We start from the raw sequence: 20,064 nt of genomic DNA, 5'->3' as shown, positions 1-20,064 counted from the left end.
TTCACAGTGGGTTGATCCGGAAGACGGGGAAGTAGGAGCCGATCGTGTTCTGGCCGTATTCCTTGGCCAGCCGGGGGATTTCGTCGAAGCCGTAGATCGTGTCCGGGCCGACGTCGGGCAGCCAGCCGGTAGCCTCCTGGTAGTCGCGGATCCGCGGGCAGTCGTCCACCCGCCAGCAGTGGGTGTGCACGTGCAGGTGCCGGCCGATGCACTCGCTGGCGCGGACGACGTTGAGCTTCATGCCGATCTTCCAGCCGCAGGTGGCGATGACGCCCTGGCGGCCGAGCACCCGGAGGACGATGTCGTGCAGGTTGCCGCCGAGGTGGTCCAGGAAGATCGCGACCCCCCGGCCGTCCGCGAGGGCGCGGATGTCCTTGAGTAGCTTTTCCTTGCTGGGAGCCGCCGATCGGTCGTAGAGCACCGGGGTGGTGCCGCCGGCGGCGACCAGGTCGGCGCGTGCCTGGCTGCCCACGGTCATCGCGGTGGCGAACCCGGTCCGCCTGGCGAGTTCGAGCTGAGCGAGTGACACTCCGCCACTCCAGCCGAACACGAGGTACCCGGCTGGATCGGCGTCGGGCATCTGGGTCCGCCAGCACCCGTAGGCGACCCGCCAGTTGTCCCAGGCGGTGCAGTAGCGCAGGCACGGCGCCCAGCGTTCCAAGGGGAACGCGGTGTCCTCGGGGATCGGGACCAGCTGGTGGGGCGCGATGTAGGTGCGCTTGGCGAGCAGGCCGGTGCTGCTACGCATGTCGTAGGCGAAGGTGGTCTTGGCGTATCCGTGCGGATCCGGGTCGCCGATGCCCATGACGAGGCAGAGCTGCCCCTCGCGTAGCGCCGAACCGGGCGACGGGCGCAGCACCCGCACGACCCCGGAGTTGCCCAGCACGACGTGCTCTTCCCGGCGCTGGCGGCAGACGTCCACCGGTGAGCGTTCCAGCGCGTGGGTCATGTTGGCTTCCCACGACCCGTACAGCGGTTCGACCAGCACCTGGTCCCCGGTCGGTTCGGGGAGCCGGATGGTGGTGAGCTCCAGCTCTCCGGGGCGGGATTCGGGTCCCGGCGGCCCCTGCCGCAGGACCCAAGCCTCGGTCGTGATCATGGCTCCCTCGTTTCGCTGAACTCGTCGCTGCCCGGGCTCCACCAGCCGAGCGGGTGCAGGGTGATGTCGTGCATAGTCACCAGAACCCGGCCGGTTTCCGGCTCGCTCAGGCGCGTCGTCCCGGATCCGGCGTCATGGCTCAGCACCAGCGGCGACGGCCCCCGCGGCAGGGTGAGGTCGTTGTCACCGGTGTGGAGGTCGATGCGAGGGATCCGGGTGGGCACCGCGATCGGGAGGTGTTCGCCGGTGGCCAGCCCCAGTGCCGCCGTGCGGATGAGGCAGTCCAGGGCGATGACCGGCACCCCGTGGCCACGCAGGTCGTCGGGACGGGGGAAGTCGGGCACGTACCGGGCGGTGACTGAGCCCTCCTGCACCACCAAGTTTTCCAGCGCCACCAGGGCGCCGGACAGTGCCACCGGTGAGCCGGGCACGTGGTAGGGATCGGCGACGGGATGGGCTCCGGTCGTGACGCCGGGGCGGAACGGCGCCGAGGCCGGGTGGGCGCGGCCCAGGTGCACGACCATGTCCACGTTGCTGCGGTCCGGCACCACCCCGATGGAGACGTGCACCGGGATCTCTCCCGGGGTCAGCTCGGGCAGCCGGCGGGTGCGCACCTGCAACGGCGGCACCGAACCGTCCGCTCGCACCCGGGTGAAGCAGCGCAACTCGACGTCCGTCACTCGCAGCGGGCGCAGCCCCGGCGCCAGCCTGCCCGCCGCCTTGGCGGCGTGGTCGATGAGGAGCGTGGCGGGGAACGTGGGTCGGCCGTCCACCAGGTGCGTGGCCAGCAGCGCGCGGTCCGCGTCCGTGACGGGCAGCTGCCACACGCCTTCGTCCGGCGGCGACGCGGTGGGCGCGACTCGGATCGCCCGGGTTGCGGTGTCCTCGACCGGCTGGACCAGCGCTGAGTTCTCCTCGCCGTGTAACGCGCTCAGCACCGCGACCAGCCGGTCGGCCGGTCCGTAGGGCGTGGCGGGGCCACTGGTCTGGGTGCCTTCGGCCGGGACGTTGCGCAGCCTGCCCAGCACTGGCAGGTCGTGGGCGCGAGCCGTGCTCGCGCGGGTGACCGCGAGCATGAACCCGCCTTCCGCGGCTTCGCGGCCGTCGTCGTTGAAGGGCAGGCTCGCCGTGTGGTGCCCGCTGACCGCGCCGACCAGGCACAGGTCGAGGGCCTTCGTGCGCAGGTAGCGCGACGCGAGGTCCAGGGCCGCCAGCCCGGAATCCGCGCCCGCGTCCACCGCGATCGCCCGGCCGTGCAGGTCGAGGGCCCAGCAGATCCGGCTGGACGCGACGTTGGACACCAGGCCGGTCAGGGAGTCGACGGTCGGTGGCGGCGTGGAGTCCACCGCCAGCCGGGCGAGCTCTCCCGGGCCGATCCCGCCGACGGCTTGTCCGTCCTCGGTGGACAGCCGGTGGCCGGCGTAGGCCGCGCCGGCGACGCCGAGGTAGGCCGCCTCGTTCCGGCACGATCCGCTGAGGCCGAGCAGCACACCTGTGTTGTCTCGCAGGGATTCCCGGGCGTCGCCGAGCCGGGACCAGAGCTCGTCCGCGCAGAACAACGCCATCAGGTGCGACCGGTCGGTCTGCCGGAGGACGCGGGGCGGGATGCGCAGCTCGCCCAGCGTGGGCAGCGGGTATTGGTCGCCGAAGGAGTCCGGCCAGGTCCGCTTGCCCGAGCAGGCCGAGGTGAGCCAATTGCGCACTTCGGCCTGCTCGGGGCGCCCGGGCAGGTCCGCCGTCCAGCCGACGACGACCAGCGGTTCGGCGGTGGCCGGGTCCGGGGCGGGTTCGGGCGGCCGGTCGCCGAAGATCACGTGGGAGTTGGTGCCGCCGACGCCGTACATCGCGATGGCGACCCGCCGCGGCCCGTCCGGGCGCGCGGGCCACGGCCGGCTGTTGGTCGGGATGCGCAGGCGCTCGCCCACGAGCTCGGGCAGGGTGGGCTCGGCGAAGTTCAGCTGGCCGGGGATCGTCTGGTGCCGCATGGCCAGCAGCGCGTGGACGAGGGAGAACATCCCGGACGCCGGCCCGCCGTGGCCGATCGCGGACTTGTTGCCGGTCATCAGCCACGGGGCGGCCGGCGTCGCGCACTCGTACAGCGCGCTCAGCTCGGCTTTGTCCCCGAGCGGGATGCCGCTGCCGTGCGCGATGATCCAGTCCACATCCTCGGCGCCGATCCCGGCCGAGCCGAGCGCGCGGCGCAGCGACCTGGCCACGCCGGCGACGCTCGGGCGGTAGAGCGTGGAGCCGCGCCCGTCCGCCGTGGCGCCGAAACCGTGCAGCACGCCGAGCACGTGGTCGCCGTCGGCCACCGCCCGCTCGTGCAGCTTCAGCACCACCGCGGCCGCGCCGTCGGTGTACACCGTGCCTTCGGAGTCCCGGTCGAAGGAACGCAGGCTGGCGTGGCTGGCCATTTCCGGGGCGCTCGTGAGGAGCGTCTGGAACAGCCGCGACACGACGTTCGCCCCCGAGCAGATCGTCAGATCGCACTCACCGGCGCGCAGTGCTTCGGCGCTCAGGTCGACCGAGTGCAGGGACACGCACGCGCTGTCCATGACCAGGATCCCGGGCGACTGCGGCAGCAACCCGTCCACGGCGTGCCGCGCAGCCCGGTAGGGCAGCAGGCGGCTGGCGTCGGCCAGCGCCCGCGGGAAGCTGGGGCGCAGGGCGGCCGCGAGCCCGGCGCGGTCCTGGTCGCCCGAGACGTCCGCAAGCAGCTGGGCGAGCCGGTCGACGAGCAAGCTCTCTTCCAGCCGGGGGCTGCCTTGGACGTTCATCGAGGCGAAGTACTGGCCGCGGTCGTCCGGGCGGACGGTGACGCCCTCTAACGCCTGCATCATGCTGTGCCGCAGCCACAACGTCGCGTGGTCGCCTTCGGCGAACCGGCCTTCGTCCAGCTCCGCGCGCAGGCGCGGGTGGAAGTCGGGATCGGTGAGGTAGCCGCACGCCCGGTCGGCGGGTCGGACCGCGTCGCCTTGGCCGGGGAAGGGGAACGTGTCCAGGTCCGCCCGGTCCGGTGGGGGAGCCACGAAGCCGTGTGGGTGGTGCAGCAGGTCCCAGTACTGATCGGGGTGGCCGGCTCCCGGCAGGATCAGCCCCATGCCGACGACCGCAACGGGTGCGCTGTCCGCCGGGCTCATCGCGATCCTCCCGAGGTTCGCTCGCGGAAGGCGTCCCGTTCCCGGTCGCCCAGGTACAGCACTTCCGCCCGCCCCGCCGCCGTCGTGTCCAGCGCGGTGGCGAACTGCCGCACGCCTTCGGCGGTGCTCATCGGCGTGAGCAGCCCGGCCCGGTCGGCGTTCGCGCGGTGCTGGGAGCTGGCGCCCATCCCCACCTCGGCCCACAGTCCCCAGGCCAGGGCCTGCTCGGCCGATCCGCGTGCCTGCGCCGCGCGGGCGGCCGCGGACAGGAAGGCGTTCGCCGAGGCGTAGTCGGTTTCGCCGGGGTAGCCGAGCGTGCCGAGCACGGAGCTGAAGCTGATCCAGCGCTTGGGCGCCAGCGGGGCCAAGGCCTGTTTCAGGTTGTGGTAGCCGAGCAGCTTGGTGTCCCGCACCGCGCGGAAGTCGGCCAGTGACTTGTTGCCGAGGCCACCGCTCCGGTTGAGTCCGGCCGCGTGGATCACCAGGTCGACTCGGCCGCAGTCCTGGCGGATGCGTGCCGCGGTGCGGGCGGTCGCCTCCGCCCGGGTCACGTCACAGGCCAGGTAGTGGACGTTGGCTACACCGCAGAGTTCGCGCAACGTGTCCAGGGTTTCCCGGGCGCTGCCCGCCTGGCGCTGCCGGCGGAGGCGCTGGACGGCCTGCCGGACGTCCCCGGTCTGCCCGGGATCGCCCGGCCGGTCGTCCGGCTCGGTCAGCTCGGTGGAGCCGAGCAGCCAGATCCGGGGCCGATGGCGCCGGGCGAGATCGATGAGCAGCGGCGCGGTGATGCCCCGGGCGCCCCCGGCGGCGACCACGACCCGGGGCGGCGGGATGACCACCGCCGAGCCGGGTAGCTCCTCGAACACCTCGGTTTCCCGAACGCCGTCGCGGTAGTGCACCACGTGCGTGCCGCGGGGTTCCCCGCGTTCGCCGTCGAGCTGGCAGAGCGCTTCGGCGACGTCCGGGGTGTCGGTGGTGAGGACGCGGACGTCGCAGTCCGGCAGTTCCCAGCGCAGGCTGTGAGCCAAGCCGCTGAACAGTTCGCCGTGCGGGTGCGGCGCGCCGTTGGTGAACGGATCCAGCAACAGGAACCGGACCGACCCGGCGGCCAGGCGTTCGCGGTGTTCGGCAGCGGCGAGGAAGGCGAGTTCGTGCAGGGCCAGCACCTGCTCGCTGGGCGGCGCGGGCCACGGTGTGTCCCGGAGCGGGACGACCACCAGCAGGTGCGCGGTGGGCGGGCAGTCCGGCCAGCCGCGGACGGACTCCGTGAGATTCAGCAGCCGCCGTGCGGCCGGCGAATCGGCGGTCTCGATGTGCGCTCCGGGAGCGTGGGCGCGCAGTGCCCCGGCCTGCCGGGCCGAGCCGACGAGTACGACACTGCCCGCCGGGATGGCGGGGGACGGCGGCACGGTGGTGGCGGGAGCGGGCCGGAAGGACCGGGCGCACAGCCGGAGGCCATCGCCTTGCGCCGTAGTGGGTTCCGTCGTCGGGGTCGCCAGGCCGTTTCCTTGGGGTGCGGCGGGTTCTGCGGCTGGGGTGGGGAGTCTGGTTGTTTCTGCCGTGACGGGTTTCGTTGTCGGGGTGGCTGGGCCGTCTCCTCTGGCCACGCCGGATTCCGTGGCCGGGTTGGTGAGCCCGTTTCCTTGCGCTGCAGGGGATTTCGTCGTCCAGGACGTCAGGCCGTCTCCGTGTGCCGTGGTGGATCCCGTCGCCGGAGTCACCACGATCGCGGGGCCGGGCTCGCCGGGTGCGGGTGCCACTGCACTCGCCGTGGCCTGGTGCGCGGCGTGCACCACCAGCGCCAGGCCATCCGCGCCGAGGTAGGTGTGCCCGTCCGGGCCGCCACAGGTGATCGTGGGCTGCTGCGGGACCTCGTCGAGGACGGCTGCCAGTGTCGCCAGTATCGGCCAGCCCTGCGCCGTGGCCGTGCTGCGGCGGCTGAGTGCCAGCAGGAACGCGCCCTCCGCGATGCGCGCGGCGTCGACCTCCAGCACCGCCGCGAGGTCGGTGCCCCGGTCCGCGCTGGCCGCCACCACCAGCGCCAGGTCGAGATCACCCGCTCGCAGGTAACGGCTCGCCGTGTGGATGGCGGTCAGCGCCGAGGTGCGGCCGGTGTCCACGGACAGGCTCGGCCCGTGCAGGTCGTAGCGGTTGGCCAGCCGGGCGGCGAGGATGTTCGGCATCAGGCCGGGCAACGTCCCCGAGCTCGTCGGCTCGGTCATCGCGCGGTGATCGGTGAGGAACGCCTTGAGCGCGACCGAGTCCGGCTCGGGCAGCGCCGTGACGTCGCGGAGGTCCTCGGCGTAGCACCGGACGACGTTGTCCAGGGCGAGCCTGCTCGGCCCGGTGCAGGCGGCCACCACGCCGGTGCGTTCGCGGACCGCGGACCACAGTTCACCGTGCTGGGTCACGAACCGGGCTCCGACCCGCCACGCCAAGTGCTGGCCCCGATCCACCTGCCGAGTCACCGCAGGCGACAGGCGCGCCTCCTCGAAGGTCGGCAACGTGCGTTCCGGGAAGGCCCTGGCAGGCTCCGGCACGCCGTCCCGGAGCAGCCGCAGGACCTCTTTCGGGGCGGGCTCACCGGGCAGGTGCGCGCTCCACGCCACCAGGACCACGGGGTCTCCGGCGTGCTCCGGGGCGGGCGCCGGCTCGGGCAGGCGGTCCCGCAAGATCACGTGGGCGTTGGCGCCGCCGAAACCGAACGCGGAAACCCCGACCGTCCGGCTGCCCCCTTCGGGTTTCGGCCACGGCACGGCGGTGTGCGGCACGGTCACCTCGTGCTGGCCGACGAGCACGGGCGCGGGTGTCCGGAGCCGCTGCTGCGCGGGGATCACGCCGTGGCGCAACGCCAGCAGCGCGTGCACCAGCGACACCGCCCCCGCACTCCACCCGGCGTGCCCGATGAGGGACTTGTTGGAGGTGACGGTGTGCCCGGCCGGCGGCGCGGCGGCCCGCAACGTTGCAATCTCCACCTCGTCGCCCGCCGGGGTGCCGGTGCCGTGGGCGATCACCCAGTCCACCTGGTCCGGCGCTACGCCGGCCGACTGGCGGGCCCGGTCGATGCATCGCCGTTGCCCCAGCGGGTTCGGAGCGTAGATGGCCTTACCTTTGCCGTCGGCCGAGGCGCCGACACCGGCCACCACGGCGAGGACCTCGTCCTGGTCGGACACCGCGTCGGAAAGCCGTTTGAGCGCGACCATCGCGGCGCCGTCGGAGAACAGGGTGCCGTCCGCGGCCTCGTCGAACACTCGCACTTCGTCGTGGTGGCCCAGGCCGCTCAGCTTGGCGAAGGTGACGGCGTAGCGGGGGCCCAGCACGAAGACCCCGCCGCACAGGGCGAGATCCGCCGTGCCGTCGAGCAGGCTCTTGGCGCCCAGGTCCAGGGCGTACAACCCGGACGCGCACGCCGCGTCCACCACGACGCGCTCGCCGGAACCGGGGAGCACCCCCTGCGCGGCGGCGCGGACGAGGTGGTCCGGGAGCAGGCGCCGGGGCGGGGTGCCGCCGTGCCGGTAGTGCCGGGCCAGCAGCGACCGGACGAGCTGCTGCCGGCCGGCCGAAGGCGGAGTGCCGGTGCGGGAGAGTTCGCGGCTGATCCCCTGGGACACCGCCTCGATCACCAGCGCCTCCTCGACCGCCTGCAGGCCGTCGGGGAAACCACCCGAGAACAGTGCACTCCGGTTCGGAACGGTGAGCCCGTCGACTGCCTGGAGCAGGCAGTGCCGAAGCAGGACGGTGCCCCGTTCCTCGGGCTGGAAGTTGCCGTCCGACAGTTCTTCGGCGAGCCGGGCGTGCGCGGTCAGCTCGTGCAGGAACCCGCCGGTCACCGTGTGCGAACGGTCCTCGGCGCCGGGGTCCGCGGACTGGAACGAGCAGGCCCGGAACCGATCCCGGGGATGCCCGAGCATGGTGACGTCGTTGTTGAGGAGGCGCCAGAACTCCTCGGGGCTGCTCGCGCCGGGCACCGCGACGCCCATGCCGACCACGGCGATCTGCTCCCGCACGGTCATTTGCCCGCTGTGGCGGGTTCGAGGTTCTGGAGCAGTTCCATGATGGCGTTGAGGGTGGGGTACTGCGTTGCCTGTACCTCCGGGGCGCGGTCGGCGAGGCCGTATCTGGTGAGGACGGCGGCGAGGATTTCGTTCTGTTTGAGGGAGTCGATGCCGAGGTCGGCTTCGAGTTCGGCGTCGGGGGTGACGACGGATTCGGGGTATTCCATGGCTTCGGCGTACATCCGGCGGATCTCGGCGAGCTGTCCTTCGTCGCTGCGGCGCTGCGGCGGGATGCTGTCGGCGGCCGGAGCGGGCGCTACGACGTCGGGGGGAGCCGCCGCCGGGCTCTCGGTCGCGGCGGGCTGGAGGTTATGGAGCAGTTCCATGATGGCGTTGAGGGTGGGGTACTGCGTTGCCTGTACCTCCGGGGCGCGGTCGGCGAGGCCGTATCTGGTGAGGACGGCGGCGAGGATTTCGTTCTGTTTGAGGGAGTCGATGCCGAGGTCGGCTTCGAGTTCGGCGTCGGGGGTGACGACGGATTCGGGGTATTCCATGGCTTCGGCGTACATCCGGCGGATCTCGGCGAGCTGCTCCTGGGTGTTGCCGCTCGGCTGCGCGGGCGGTACGACGTCGGGGGGAGCCGCCGCCGGGCTCTCGGTCGCGGCGGGCTGGAGGGTCTGGAGCAGTTCCATGATGGCGTTGAGCGTCGGGTACTGGGTTGCCTTGACGTCGGTGATGTGGTCGGCCAGGCCGTACTTGGTCAGGAGCGCGGCGAGGACTTCGTTCTGCTTCAAGGAGTCGATGCCGAGATCCGCTTCGAGTTCGGCGTCCGGGGTCACGACCGACTCGGGGTATTCCAGGGCTTCGGCGTAGAAGCGGCGGACTTCGGTGAGCTGGTCCTCGGCGTTGAGGCGTGGCTGCGCGGGCGGCGGGGTGGCGTCGGCCGCGGGCCGGGCGGCCAGTTCGGGGAAGGGGTCCGCCGGGCGGGCACCGTTGCCGGCCGAGATGGGCGGCGTGGCAACGGCGCCCGTGGGAACCACGGCGGGGGCGGTCGCCGTGGCAACCGCGGGAGCGGCGGCTGGGGCCGTCGCCGGAGCTCTCGCGGTAGCTGTCGCCGGAATTGCCGCAGCGGCAACTGCAGGAGTCGTCGCTGCCCTTGCCGCCGAGGGGGCGGCCTCGAGCAACGTGTCCAGTTCCGCGAACGTGGTCCGCTTGCGCAACGGCGCGAGCGCGGTCACCGGCGGCAGGCCGGCGGTCACCAGCCGGGTCAGCACGTCCCGGGCGCCGCACTCGATGAACCGGGTCCCGCCGTTCGCGTGCAGTTCCCGCACCCCCGCCAGGAAACGCACCGGCTCGACCAGGTGCCGCGCCAGCAGATCGGGGATGTCGTCGGCGTCGGTCAGGTACCGCCCCAGTACGTCGGACCAGCACCGGATGGCCGGATACTGGATGGGAATCCCGCGCAGCGCCGCCGTCAGGGTCCTGCTGGGCCCGGCCAGCAGCGGGCTGTGGAAGGCGTAGGGCACGCGCAGCCGGGTGGCGCGCACCCCCAGCGCCGGCGCGAGCCGTTCCAGGCCGTCGAGGGCGGCCGTGTGCCCGGAAGCGATGGTCTCCTGCGGGGCGTTCTCGGCGGCGAGCACCAGGTTCGGGTCGTCGATAGCCGCGAGCAGGTGCCGCAGCCGGCCGACGTTCAGCGCCACCGCGACCATGCCGCCGTCGGCGACCCCGGCCCGCCGGAGCTCGTTCGCCCGGATGCACACGACCCGCATGCCGTTCTCGACGGTCAGGAACCCGGCCGAGGCGAACGCGGCGATCTCCCCGAAGCTGTGCCCGAACACCAGGTCCGGCTTGATCCCGTACCGGGTCTCGAGCAGCGTGGCCAGGCACACGGAGGTGGCGTAGCTGGCCAGCTGGAGCCGGTCCGGATCGTCGGTGACGAGCTGCGTCAGGGAGGGGCTGCCGGTCTCGGTCAGCAGCGGGGAGATCGGGGCGAATCCGTACTCGGTGGCCACCCCGTCCAGGCGGAGCAACACCTCGGACACGGTCTCGTCCACGAGGCCGTGCAGTACCCCCGGCGTGTACGAGCCCTGACCGGGAAAGAGGAAGACCGTATGGGCAGCCATCAATGCCTCCTGGGGTCGCGCGAATTCACTCCGGGGCGAGAACAACTCGCCGTGCGGTGGGGGCAACGCAATTGTCGGGAGTGCGGCTTGGTCATCGTAACGCGCCTGTCCGGTGACTACCGCAAATTCACTCTCCTGTGGGCTCTGAGTGCCGAGGGGTTGAGATTGGACACCGAGCGTCGGCCGTTGACATCAAGCTATACAGGCTTTCTGGGTGGTCGGCTGGTCCGTTCGATGGACGTTCGGTCGAATGTGGACCACTCTGAGGTGATTTCGGAAGTTGCCCATCGGTGCAGGATCCATTTTGCGAATGCTCTATCCATTTTGGGAGTCCCCGGTACGGTTTCCGTTGTTCTTCCGAAAGGTTGGCGGTAACGTGCCGACATTGTTTCGTGGCACTCGGTATCGCCGGAAAGAGGCCTGACAATGACAGCGACCGCGTCGGACCGCTTCACCGAACTCCACCGCGTCGACGAGCAGTTCCGCGCGGCGGCCCCGCTGCCCGAGGTCGTGGCGGCGATCGGCCGGCCGGACGTCTCGCTGCGGACGGTGCTGACCACCGTGATGACGGCCTACGCCGACCGGCCCGCGCTGGGCACCCGGGTCACCGAGCTCGCCGTCGACCCGGGCACCGGCCGCACCACCGCACGCCTGCTGCCGCGGTTCGACACCATGACCTACGGCGAGCTGTGGCGGCGCGCGGGCGCCGTCGCCGCCGCCTGGCACGACGACCACGACGTTCCGGTGCGAGCCGGTGACTTCGTCGCCACCCTCGGTTTCGCCAGTGCCGACTACGTCGCGATCGACCTGGCTTGCACGCGCGCGGCCGCGGTCTCCCTGCCACTGCAGACCACCGCCTCCACGGCCCAGCTCCAGCCGATCGTCGAGGAGACCGGGGCCGCGGTCCTCGCCGCGAGTACCGCGGACCTGGACGCCGCCGTCGACCTGGCGCTGGCCTGCGCCGGACTGCGCAAGATCATGGTCTTCGACCACCACCCCGGGCTCACCGGGGACCGGGAACGCGTCGAAGCCGCACGAGCGCGCCTGTCGGACCGGCGCGTGGTTCTGGAGCTGTTCGCCGATGTCGTCACCCGGGGCGGGGAGCTGCCCGTCCCGCGGCCGGACGACAACCCGGACGGGGACCGCCTGACGTTGGTGGTCTACACCTCCGGCAGCACCGGCACGCCCAAGGGCGCCATGTTCACCGAGCGGATGGTCGCGGAACAGTGGCGTGGCTTCTTCCACGACCACAAGGAACTTCCGCTGTTCGGGATCTGCTACCTGCCGCTGAGCCACGGCGGTGGCCGGGGCGCGATGTTCGGCGTGCTCGGCCAAGGCGGCACGTGCTACTTCCTGGCCCGGCGTGACCTGAGCACGCTGTTCGAGGACTTCGCACTGGCCCGTCCCACCGAGCTGATCCTCGTCCCGCGCATCTGCGACCTGCTGTTCCAGCGCTACCAGAGCGAAGTGGACGCCCGTGTCTCGGCCGGCGCGGACCAGGCGGGCGCCGAGGCCGAAGCGCTGCTCGAAGTGCGCGAGAACGTGCTCGGCGGCAGGGTGCTCTGGGCGGTGTTCGCCGGCGCGCCGCTCGCGGCCGACCGCTGGGCCTTCGTGGAGTCGGTCTTCGGCGTGCCCCTGCACGAGGTCTACGCCTCGACGGAGGTGGCCAGCATGGTGGTGTTCGACCGCAGGGTGCTGCGTTCGCAGGTCATCGACTACAAGCTCGAAGACGTGCCGGAGCTGGGCTACTTCGGCACGGACGAGCCCCACCCGCGGGGCCAGCTACTGCTCAAGATGACGACGATGTTCCCTGGGTACTTCAAGCGGCCCGAGATCACGGCCGAGGTCTTCGACGAGGACGGGTTCTACCGCACCGGCGACATCATGGCGCAGCTCGGCCCGGACGAGCTGCGCTACCTGGACCGCACGAACAACGTGCTGAAGCTGTCACAGGGCGAGTTCGTCACGGTCGCCCGGCTGGAGGCGCTCTTCGCGGCCAGCCCGGCCGTCGGGCAGATCTACGTCTACGGCAACGGCGAGCGGTCCTATCTGCTCGCGGTGGTGGTTCCGGCGCCGGCCACGCTGGCCCGGACCGGCGGTGACCTCCTGCGGGCCAGGACGTTCGTGCTGGAGGAGCTGCACCGGATCGCCAGGGCCGAGCGGCTCCTGCCCTACGAGATCCCGCGTGACGTGCTGATCGAGCCCGAGCCGTTCAGCACGGCCAACGGGCTGCTGTCCGTCCTGCAGAAGCCGCGGCGCCTCCAGCTGAAGCAGCACTACGGGCCGATGCTCGAACGGCGGTACGCCGAGCTGGCCGACCGGGAGACGGCCGACCTGCGGCAGCTGCGCGAGGACGCAGCCGGCCGGCCGGTGGCCGAGACCGTCGTGGCCGCCGCGCGGTCCGTGCTCGGCTCGGTGTTCGATGGTCTTTCCGGGGAGACTCGCTTCACCGACCTCGGCGGTGACTCGCTGACGGCGGTGGCCCTGTCCACCCGGCTGCAGGCGATCTTCGACGTCGAGGTCCCGGTCGCGGTGGTCATCAGCCCGGCCACCGACTTGCGCGCGCTGGCCGGGTACGTCGAGCGGCAGCTCACCCCGGGCGCCCGGCGGATCACGGCCTCGGCCGTGCACGGCGAGGACGCCACCGAGGTCCGCGCCGCCGACCTGACCCTCGACCGGTTCCTCGACGAGGCGACGCTGGCCGCCGCGACGGCGCTGCCCCCACCCGGTGGTGCCGCGCGGACCGTGCTGCTGACCGGGGCCACCGGCTTCCTCGGCCGGTTCCTGTGCCTGGAGTGGCTGGCCCGCCTCGCCGAGGTGGACGGCCGGCTCATATGCCTGGTCCGAGGCGAGGACGCGGTCACGGCCCGGGCCCGGCTGGACGCGGTGTTCGACAGCGGCGATCCCGCGCTCGTGCGCGACTACCGGGCCCTGGCTGCCGGGCGGCTCGAGGTGCTCGCCGGTGACCTCGGGGAACCCGGCCTCGGCCTGGACGCGGAGACCTGGCGGCGGCTCGCGGACACGGTGGACCTCGTCGTGCACCCCGGGGCTCTGGTCAACCACGTGCTGCCGTACGACCAGCTGTTCGGTCCCAACGTCGCCGGTACCGCCGAGCTGGTGAAGCTGGCCATCACGACGAAGCTCAAGCCTTTCACCTACGTGTCGACGGGCGGCCTGCTCATCGGCCAGGCCGAGGACGCGCCGGAGACCGCCGACATCCGGGCCGTCAACCCGGTGCGCCCGCTCGATGACGGCTACGCCAATGGCTACGCGGTGTCGAAATGGGCGGGGGAGGTGCTGCTACGGGAGGCCCACGAGCAGTGTGGCCTGCCCGTGGCGACCCTTCGCTCGAACGCGATCCTCGCGCACCGGACGTACACCGGGCAGCTGAACGTGCCCGACCAGCTCAGCCGGCTGCTGCTGAGCGTGCTCGGCACCGGCTTGGCGCCCGCGTCGTTCCACACGGCCGGGGCAACCGCGCACTACGATGGCCTGCCTGTCGACTTCATCGCGCGGGTGGTGACCGCGCTGGCGGCCGGCGCCGAGACGGGCCACGAGGTGTACAACGTCCGGAACCCGCACGGAGACGGGCACTCCCTGGACACCTTCGTCGACTGGCTCGCCGAGGCTGGGCACCCGATCCAACGGGTGGCCGACCACGCCGAATGGTTCGCCCGCTTCGAAACGGCCCTTCAAGCATTGCCGGACGAGCCGCGCCAGCACTCCGTTTTGCCGCTGCTGCACGCCTTTGCCCAGCCCACCGACCCGCTCATGGGCGGCCGCATCCCGTCCGGCCGTTTCCAGGAAGCGGTAGGCGATAGCGTCCCGCACATCACCGCCGCGCTCATCCACAAGTACGTCACGGACCTGAAGCAGTTGCGGCTGCTCTGATCCAGGGCACAGCCTGTCATGATCTGCGGGTCCACCAGAGATTGTGAGCGTGTGACCTGCTTAGGATCAATGCTCTGAAGTTGGTGCGGGCGTGGAAGTACAGTGAAGTCGAGGCGGTGCCGGGCCCGCCCCCTCGCGGGCCCGGCACCTCATCCCCGGATGCCGCCCTCCGGCTTGCTCAGCCATGGGTGAGGGCGGCGATCTATACGCGACCTGCTTGGTGAAGCGGCCACCTGCGCTGGTGAAACCGACGAGCGCACCACGAGGGTTCGTCCGGTCAAAGGTGCGCCGCTACGACCTCGCCGCCTTTCACGGAGGCGATCGCCTTCGCGGAAACCGGCGGTGGTGGAGAGTCTGCTTTGTGCAGCGGCCGAACATTGATAAGCACGAAGCATTGCACGGATAGTGAGTACCGGCAAGAGAAGAGTCAATTGGTCGCGCGTGCCCGGGCGAAGTCGCGTCTTTCGCCGACCGTCGCGAAGCCGGGGTCGCCCGCCCCGGCGAGGAGTAGCTCGCAAAGGGGCGGGCGACCGTTCGGGTCGACGCCGGTGGGGGTTGCGCCGCGCCCACCGGCGTCGGGTCGTTTCCCGGAGATCTACCTGGTCTCGACTGGGGAACGATCCAGGGAGACGGAAATCCGGAATCAGACTACCCAACCACGATTATAGGTGGCCGGAAAGCGGGGCAAAGTCGTGGCTGTGATGTTCTTTCCAGAATACGAGCGCAGGATTTGTGACCGTGTCCGAATTTCGCCTCGAGTGGCCGTGGTCCTGCCGGCCGGGTGTGGGTCACGGCGACGTAGCGGTAGGCACCTCTTCAGCCCGTCGGCTGAACCGGCCAGGTGGGTTTCATGGTTCTCGGCCGCTCGAAGGCGATTGTTCGAGCGGCCACCGGTGACGTCAGCTTTTGCCGCTGTAGTTCGGTGCTTCGACGGTCATGGTGATGTCGTGCGGGTGGCTTTCCTTGAGGCCGGCAGCGGTGATGCGCATCAGCTGCGCGTTCTGCAGGGCCGGAATGGTGGCCGCCCCGGCGAAGCCCATGCCGGCGCGGAGGCCGCCGTTCAGCTGGTGGATCACCTGGGCCAGCGGGCCACGGAACGGCGTGCGCCCCTCGATGCCCTGCGGGACGAGCCGGTCCTCGGCGAGCACGTCGTCCTGGAAGTAGCGGTCCTTCGAGTACGACTTGACGCCGTCGCGTGACCGCATCGCTCCCAGCGACCCCATACCCCGATAGGCCTTGACCTGCTGCCCGTTGACAAAGACCTGCTCCCCGGGCGCCTCGGACGTGCCGGCGAGAAGGCCGCCGACCATCACGGTGCTCGCGCCCGCCGCGATGGCCTTCGGGATGTCGCCGGAGTACTGGATGCCGCCGTCGGCGATGATCGGGACGTCCGCGGGCCCGCAGGCGAGGCCGGCTTCGTGGATCGCGGTGATCTGCGGGACGCCGACGCCGGCGACCACGCGGGTGGCGCAGATGGACCCGGGGCCTACGCCGACCTTCACGCCGTCGGCGCCCGCGTCGACGAGCGCCTGGGCGCCTGCACGGGTCGCGACGTTGCCGCCGACGATGTCGACGGTCTGCCCGAGCTCTTTCTTGAGCTTCGCGACGGTCTCGATGACGTCCTGGTGGTGGCCATGAGCGGTATCGACCATCAGAGCATCGACGCCGGCGTCGGCGAGCAGCTTGGCGCGCTCGATCGCGTCGTCCCCGACGCCGACGGCCGCCGCGACGAGCAGCCGGCCGTCGGCGTCGCGGGCCGCGTGCGGAAACCGCTCGTGCTTGGCGAAGTCCTTGACCGTGATCAGCCCGCGCAACTTGCCGTGGGCGTCGACGATCGGCAGCTTCTCGATCCGGTGTTCGTGAAGCAGCGCGAGAGCGCCTGCAGGGGAGACATCGGCCCTGGCGGTCACGAGCGAGTCCTTGGTCATGACCTCGCCGACCAGGCGGGAGGAGTCCATTTCGAACCGCGTGTCCCGGTTGGTGATGATGCCGACGAGGGTGCCTTCGTCGTCCACGACGGGTACGCCCGAGATGTGGAACCGCGCGCAGAGCGCGTCGACCTCGGCGATGGTGTTCTTCACGGAGCACGTGACCGGGTCGGTCACCATGCCGGCTTCGGACCTTTTGACGGTGTCGACCTGGCGTGCCTGGGCCACCGAGGACAGGTTGCGGTGCAGGACGCCGATACCGCCGCTGCGGGCCATGGCGATGGCCATGCGAGCCTCGGTCACGGTGTCCATCGCGGCCGAAGCCAGCGGAACGGCGAGCGAGATGTTCCGGGTCAGCCGGCTGGTCGTGTTGACGCCACCGGGGATCACCGACGATTCGGCGGGTACCAGGAGAACGTCGTCGAAGGTGAGTCCGAGCGGGCGGAATTTCACCGGGAGGCTCTCGTGCGACTCGATGGTCATTGTCGAGGCGAACCCTTTCCATTGGCAAGATTATTTTGCGAAGAGTAACAGGGGGTCGATTTCGTGGCACGGTTGTTGCCGTTTTCCAAAAGAGGTGGGCACTTCTTGTCTGACATCACAAAGGGGTTCGGAGTGTTGGAAACCCGGCTGTCAGTGGTGTTCGCGAGTCATGGGTCACAGTGCTTGCCCCGGGCATCTCATGATCGTTAGTCTCCGCCGGACGGTGACAGGGGAAGTTGTCACCCGCTCGATGGGGGTCGAGCGGGCGGCCGAGGTGGGGGAAATGAAGCAGGAACTCGCCGGATATTCTTTGGTGCCGGATTTGCGGTCATGACCCGGGAACACGTCGCCGTAATCACGGGGCTGTCCCGTTTCGCCGTCCGATGACGGCGCCAGCCGGGGTGACGCGTGTGGCCACCGGCCTGCTGTGCCTGGTTCAGGTGCTGGTCGCGCTCGAGTTCTCCATCGTCACCATTGCCGTCCCGGCCCTGCGGTCGGGCATGGGGCTCGCGCCGGACCAGGTGCAGTGGCTGTTGTCCGCCTACGCGATCGCGCTGGGGTTCTCGTTGCTGTTCGCCGGGCGGCTCGCCGACGTGCTGAGGGCCAGGCACACCCTGCTGGCCGGGATGGTCCTGTTCACCGCGGCGTCGGCGAGTGCCGCAGGCACGCAGGACTTCGGCTGGCTGGTGGCCGTGCGGGCGGCCTCCCCGTGGCCCTGGATAGAGCCCGAGTCAGGGTCCCTGACTTCATTCCTGGAAGCCGCCGTTTAGCTGGGCCCGGGTCGATGAAGCTGCCGCATGCTCGACCTGGCTGCGCCCATCCCGCTGTCGCACTCGGCGTGGCTCGAAACTTCACGCCAAATGGCGCGAGGGTATCTAGGTGTCGGTTTCGGGCTCCAGTTGGCGACGTCGTGGACTCGTCGCGCCGCTGCTCGTTCAAGCCTGAGCGTTCGATCAGTTGCGTAAACAGCCCGAGCCGGCGGTCGGCGCGCTGTCGGACGAGGTCACGCCGGTGGCGCTGCGGGACGCCCTCGGACCGCTGCTGGCCGACGGCACACTGCGGCGCGGGATGGCGCTGACAAGGCACGCGAACAGGGCTGCCCAGATGCCGGGGAAGCGGCTCGTCGACGCCGTTTTGGACCTCGCCACGACCGGTCGCCGTTGATTCCACGCTGAGATCAAGGGCGACCGAACGGTCAGGCGAGGAAGCTGGATTCGGTGCGCGCCCAGTCGTTCGGTCGCCGAGCTGCTGGTCGTCGCGGCTGTAGTGCGTTATGGCCATCACCGAGTTCTGTGGCCGAGGTTTGATCGTGTCGAGCCTGGTCGATGACGTGCAGGGTGATCTCCGCCAGGTCCTCGCCGTTGCGCAGCGGCAAGTTGGCAGGCCAGATGGTCCCGGTAGCCCGGGTGGCAGTTGATGATCTGCCGGGTGACGCCGACCAGCCCGGGAATGATGATCTTGTCGTAGAGGACGCTGGGACGAGGTCGTACCGGCCGGGCTCGAGCTCGCGCCAGTCCCCGGAGTCGACGATCCGGACCTTGGGCCGGTGGGTTGCGACGGTTCCGGCGAGGCTGATGTCCCAGCTTGGCTCGGGTGAGGTCGGGATGACGGTGTCGAGCACGATGTCCGGCAGGTCGGCGATGGTTTCGCAGGCGTGGATGGCGAGGTGTTCCAAGCGAACAGACCGGGATGAACCTCGGTTCCCGCTGTACGGCAGGCCGAGGCTCGACGAGCCGAACCAGGGTGGCGTCGGCGGCCTGGTTCGGCTCGACGTGCGGCGACATCGACGAGCTGGATCGAGCTTCGTCAGCTTTTGCCGCTGTAGTTCGGTGCTTCGACGGTCATGGTGATGTCGTGCGGGTGGCTTTCCTTGAGGCCGGCAGCGGTGATGCGCATCAGCTGCGCGTTCTGCAGAGCCGGAATGGTGGCCGCCCCGGCGAAGCCCATGCCGGCGCGGAGGCCGCCGTTCAGCTGGTGGATCACCTGGGCCAGCGGGCCACGGAACGGCGTGCGCCCCTCGATGCCCTGCGGGACGAGCCGGTCCTCGGCGAGCACGTCGTCCTGGAAGTAGCGGTCCTTCGAGTACGACTTGGTTCCGTTGCGCGACTGCATCGCTCCCAGGGACCCCATGCCCCGGTAGACCTTGAACTGTTCCCCGTTGACGAAGATCTGTTCTCCGGGTGCCTCGGAGGTGCCGGCGAGGAGGCTGCCGACCATCACGGTGCTGGCTCCCGCGGCGATGGCTTTCGGGATGTCGCCGGAGTACTGGATGCCACCGTCCCCGATGACCGGGACGCCTGCGGGCCCGCAGGCGCGAGCAGCTTCGTAGATCGCGGTGATCTGCGGTACACCGACGCCGGCGACCACGCGCGTGGTGCAGATGGACCCGGGGCCCACGCCGACCTTGACACCGTCGGCGCCCGCGTCGACGAGCGCCTGGGCGCCGGCGCGGGTGGCGACATTGCCCCCGACGATGTCGACGGTCTGCCCGAGCTCTTTCTTGAGCTTCGCGACAGTCTCGATGACGTCCTGGTGGTGGCCATGAGCGGTATCGACCATCAGAGCATCGACGCCGGCGTCGGCGAGCAGCTTGGCGCGCTCGATCGCGTCGTCCCCGACGCCGACGGCCGCCGCGACGAGCAGCCGGCGGTCGGCGTCGCGGGCCGCGTGCGGAAACTGCTCGTTTTTCGCGAAGTCCTTGACCGTGATGAGGCCGCGCAGCTTGTTGTGGGCGTCCACGATCGGCAGCTTCTCGATCCGGTGTTCGTGGAGCAGCGCGAGTGCGTCGGTGGCGGAAACCCCGACCTGAGCTGTGACGAGCGAGTCCTTGGTCATGACGTCGCCGACCATTCGGGAATGGTCCATTTCGAACCGCATGTCCCGGTTGGTGATGATGCCGACGAGGGTGCCTTCGTCGTCCACGACGGGCACGCCCGAGATGCGGAACCGCGCGCAGAGCGCGTCGACCTCGGCGATGGTGTTCTTCACGGAGCACGTGACCGGGTCGGTCACCATCCCGGCTTCGGACCTTTTGACGGTCTCGACCTGGCGTGCCTGGTCCTCCATGGAGAGATTCCGGTGCAGGACGCCGATACCGCCATTGCGTGCCATCGCGATGGCCATGCGAGCCTCGGTCACGGTGTCCATCGCGGCCGAAGCCAGCGGAACGGCGAGCGAGATGTTCCGAGTCAGCCGGCTCGTCGTGTTGACGCCACTGGGGATCACGGAGGATTCCGCGGGTACGAGAAGCACGTCGTCAAACGTGAGTCCGAGCGGGCGAAACTTTGATGGGAAGCTCTCGTGCGACTCGATGGCCATTGTTCAGGCGAACCTTTCCATTGACAAGCTGCTTTGACGCATGGTAGCAGGGGTTTGATCACTTGGTGTCGGGTGTGCGGTCCTGCG

10 protein-coding genes are annotated in these 20,064 nt (G+C 70.5%); 3 read left to right on the top strand and 7 right to left on the bottom strand.

Annotated elements, in window-relative coordinates:
- Position 1 precedes the first annotated feature (1 nt).
- Genes ACIOD2_RS46815 through ACIOD2_RS46800 form a run of 4 tightly spaced genes read right to left on the bottom strand, consistent with a single transcriptional unit; the run spans position 2 to position 10,357 of the window.
- Complete coding sequence (locus ACIOD2_RS46815) at positions 2 to 1,099, bottom strand: zinc-binding dehydrogenase (RefSeq protein ID WP_400552175.1); 1,098 nt, start codon at positions 1,097 to 1,099, stop codon at positions 2 to 4.
- Entirely contained in the window at positions 1,096 to 4,239 is a 3,144-nt protein-coding gene (locus ACIOD2_RS46810; RefSeq protein ID WP_400552173.1) for a beta-ketoacyl synthase N-terminal-like domain-containing protein, read from the bottom strand. Before ACIOD2_RS46810 ends, ACIOD2_RS46815 begins: the two co-directional genes overlap by 4 nt.
- On the bottom strand, positions 4,236 to 8,252 hold the full coding sequence (locus tag ACIOD2_RS46805; protein WP_400552171.1) for an SDR family oxidoreductase: 4,017 nt from the start codon (positions 8,250 to 8,252) through the stop codon (positions 4,236 to 4,238). The genes ACIOD2_RS46810 and ACIOD2_RS46805 overlap by 4 nt, the downstream gene beginning before the upstream one ends.
- A complete protein-coding gene (locus tag ACIOD2_RS46800) occupies positions 8,249 to 10,357 on the bottom strand; it encodes an acyltransferase domain-containing protein (protein WP_400552169.1) in 2,109 nt (702 codons plus the stop codon). The genes ACIOD2_RS46805 and ACIOD2_RS46800 overlap by 4 nt, the downstream gene beginning before the upstream one ends.
- Positions 10,358 to 10,783: 426 nt before the next feature.
- Here ACIOD2_RS46800 and car point away from each other — a divergent pair, with 426 nt between their 5' ends.
- A complete protein-coding gene (gene car / locus ACIOD2_RS46795) occupies positions 10,784 to 14,248 on the top strand; it encodes a carboxylic acid reductase (protein WP_400552167.1) in 3,465 nt (1,154 codons plus the stop codon).
- A gap of 899 nt (positions 14,249 to 15,147) precedes the next feature.
- Here car and guaB (ACIOD2_RS46790) read toward each other — a convergent pair.
- On the bottom strand, positions 15,148 to 16,659 hold the full coding sequence (gene guaB / locus ACIOD2_RS46790) for an IMP dehydrogenase (protein ID WP_400552165.1): 1,512 nt from the start codon (positions 16,657 to 16,659) through the stop codon (positions 15,148 to 15,150).
- A 410-nt stretch (positions 16,660 to 17,069) separates the two neighbouring features.
- Between guaB (ACIOD2_RS46790) and ACIOD2_RS46785 the strand changes: the two genes are divergently transcribed.
- Positions 17,070 to 17,429: an MFS transporter gene (locus tag ACIOD2_RS46785; protein WP_400552164.1), complete on the top strand. Its 360-nt coding sequence runs from the start codon at positions 17,070 to 17,072 to the stop codon at positions 17,427 to 17,429.
- A gap of 187 nt (positions 17,430 to 17,616) precedes the next feature.
- A complete protein-coding gene (locus ACIOD2_RS46780) occupies positions 17,617 to 17,823 on the top strand; it encodes a hypothetical protein (protein ID WP_400552162.1) in 207 nt (68 codons plus the stop codon).
- 31 nt (positions 17,824 to 17,854) lie between these two features.
- On the opposite strand, the gene ACIOD2_RS46775 is transcribed toward ACIOD2_RS46780, so the two are convergent.
- Positions 17,855 to 18,334, bottom strand: coding sequence for a hypothetical protein (locus ACIOD2_RS46775; protein ID WP_400552160.1), 480 nt, complete (start codon positions 18,332 to 18,334; stop codon positions 17,855 to 17,857).
- A 131-nt stretch (positions 18,335 to 18,465) separates the two neighbouring features.
- A complete protein-coding gene (gene guaB / locus ACIOD2_RS46770) occupies positions 18,466 to 19,977 on the bottom strand; it encodes an IMP dehydrogenase (protein ID WP_400552158.1) in 1,512 nt (503 codons plus the stop codon).
- Positions 19,978 to 20,064: the final 87 nt, after the last annotated feature.

This window comes from Amycolatopsis sp. NPDC088138, from assembly GCF_044741685.1.
In the GTDB taxonomy this organism is placed as follows: Bacteria; Actinomycetota; Actinomycetes; order Mycobacteriales; family Pseudonocardiaceae; genus Amycolatopsis.
This window is presented reverse-complemented; position numbering and strand designations above follow the sequence as displayed.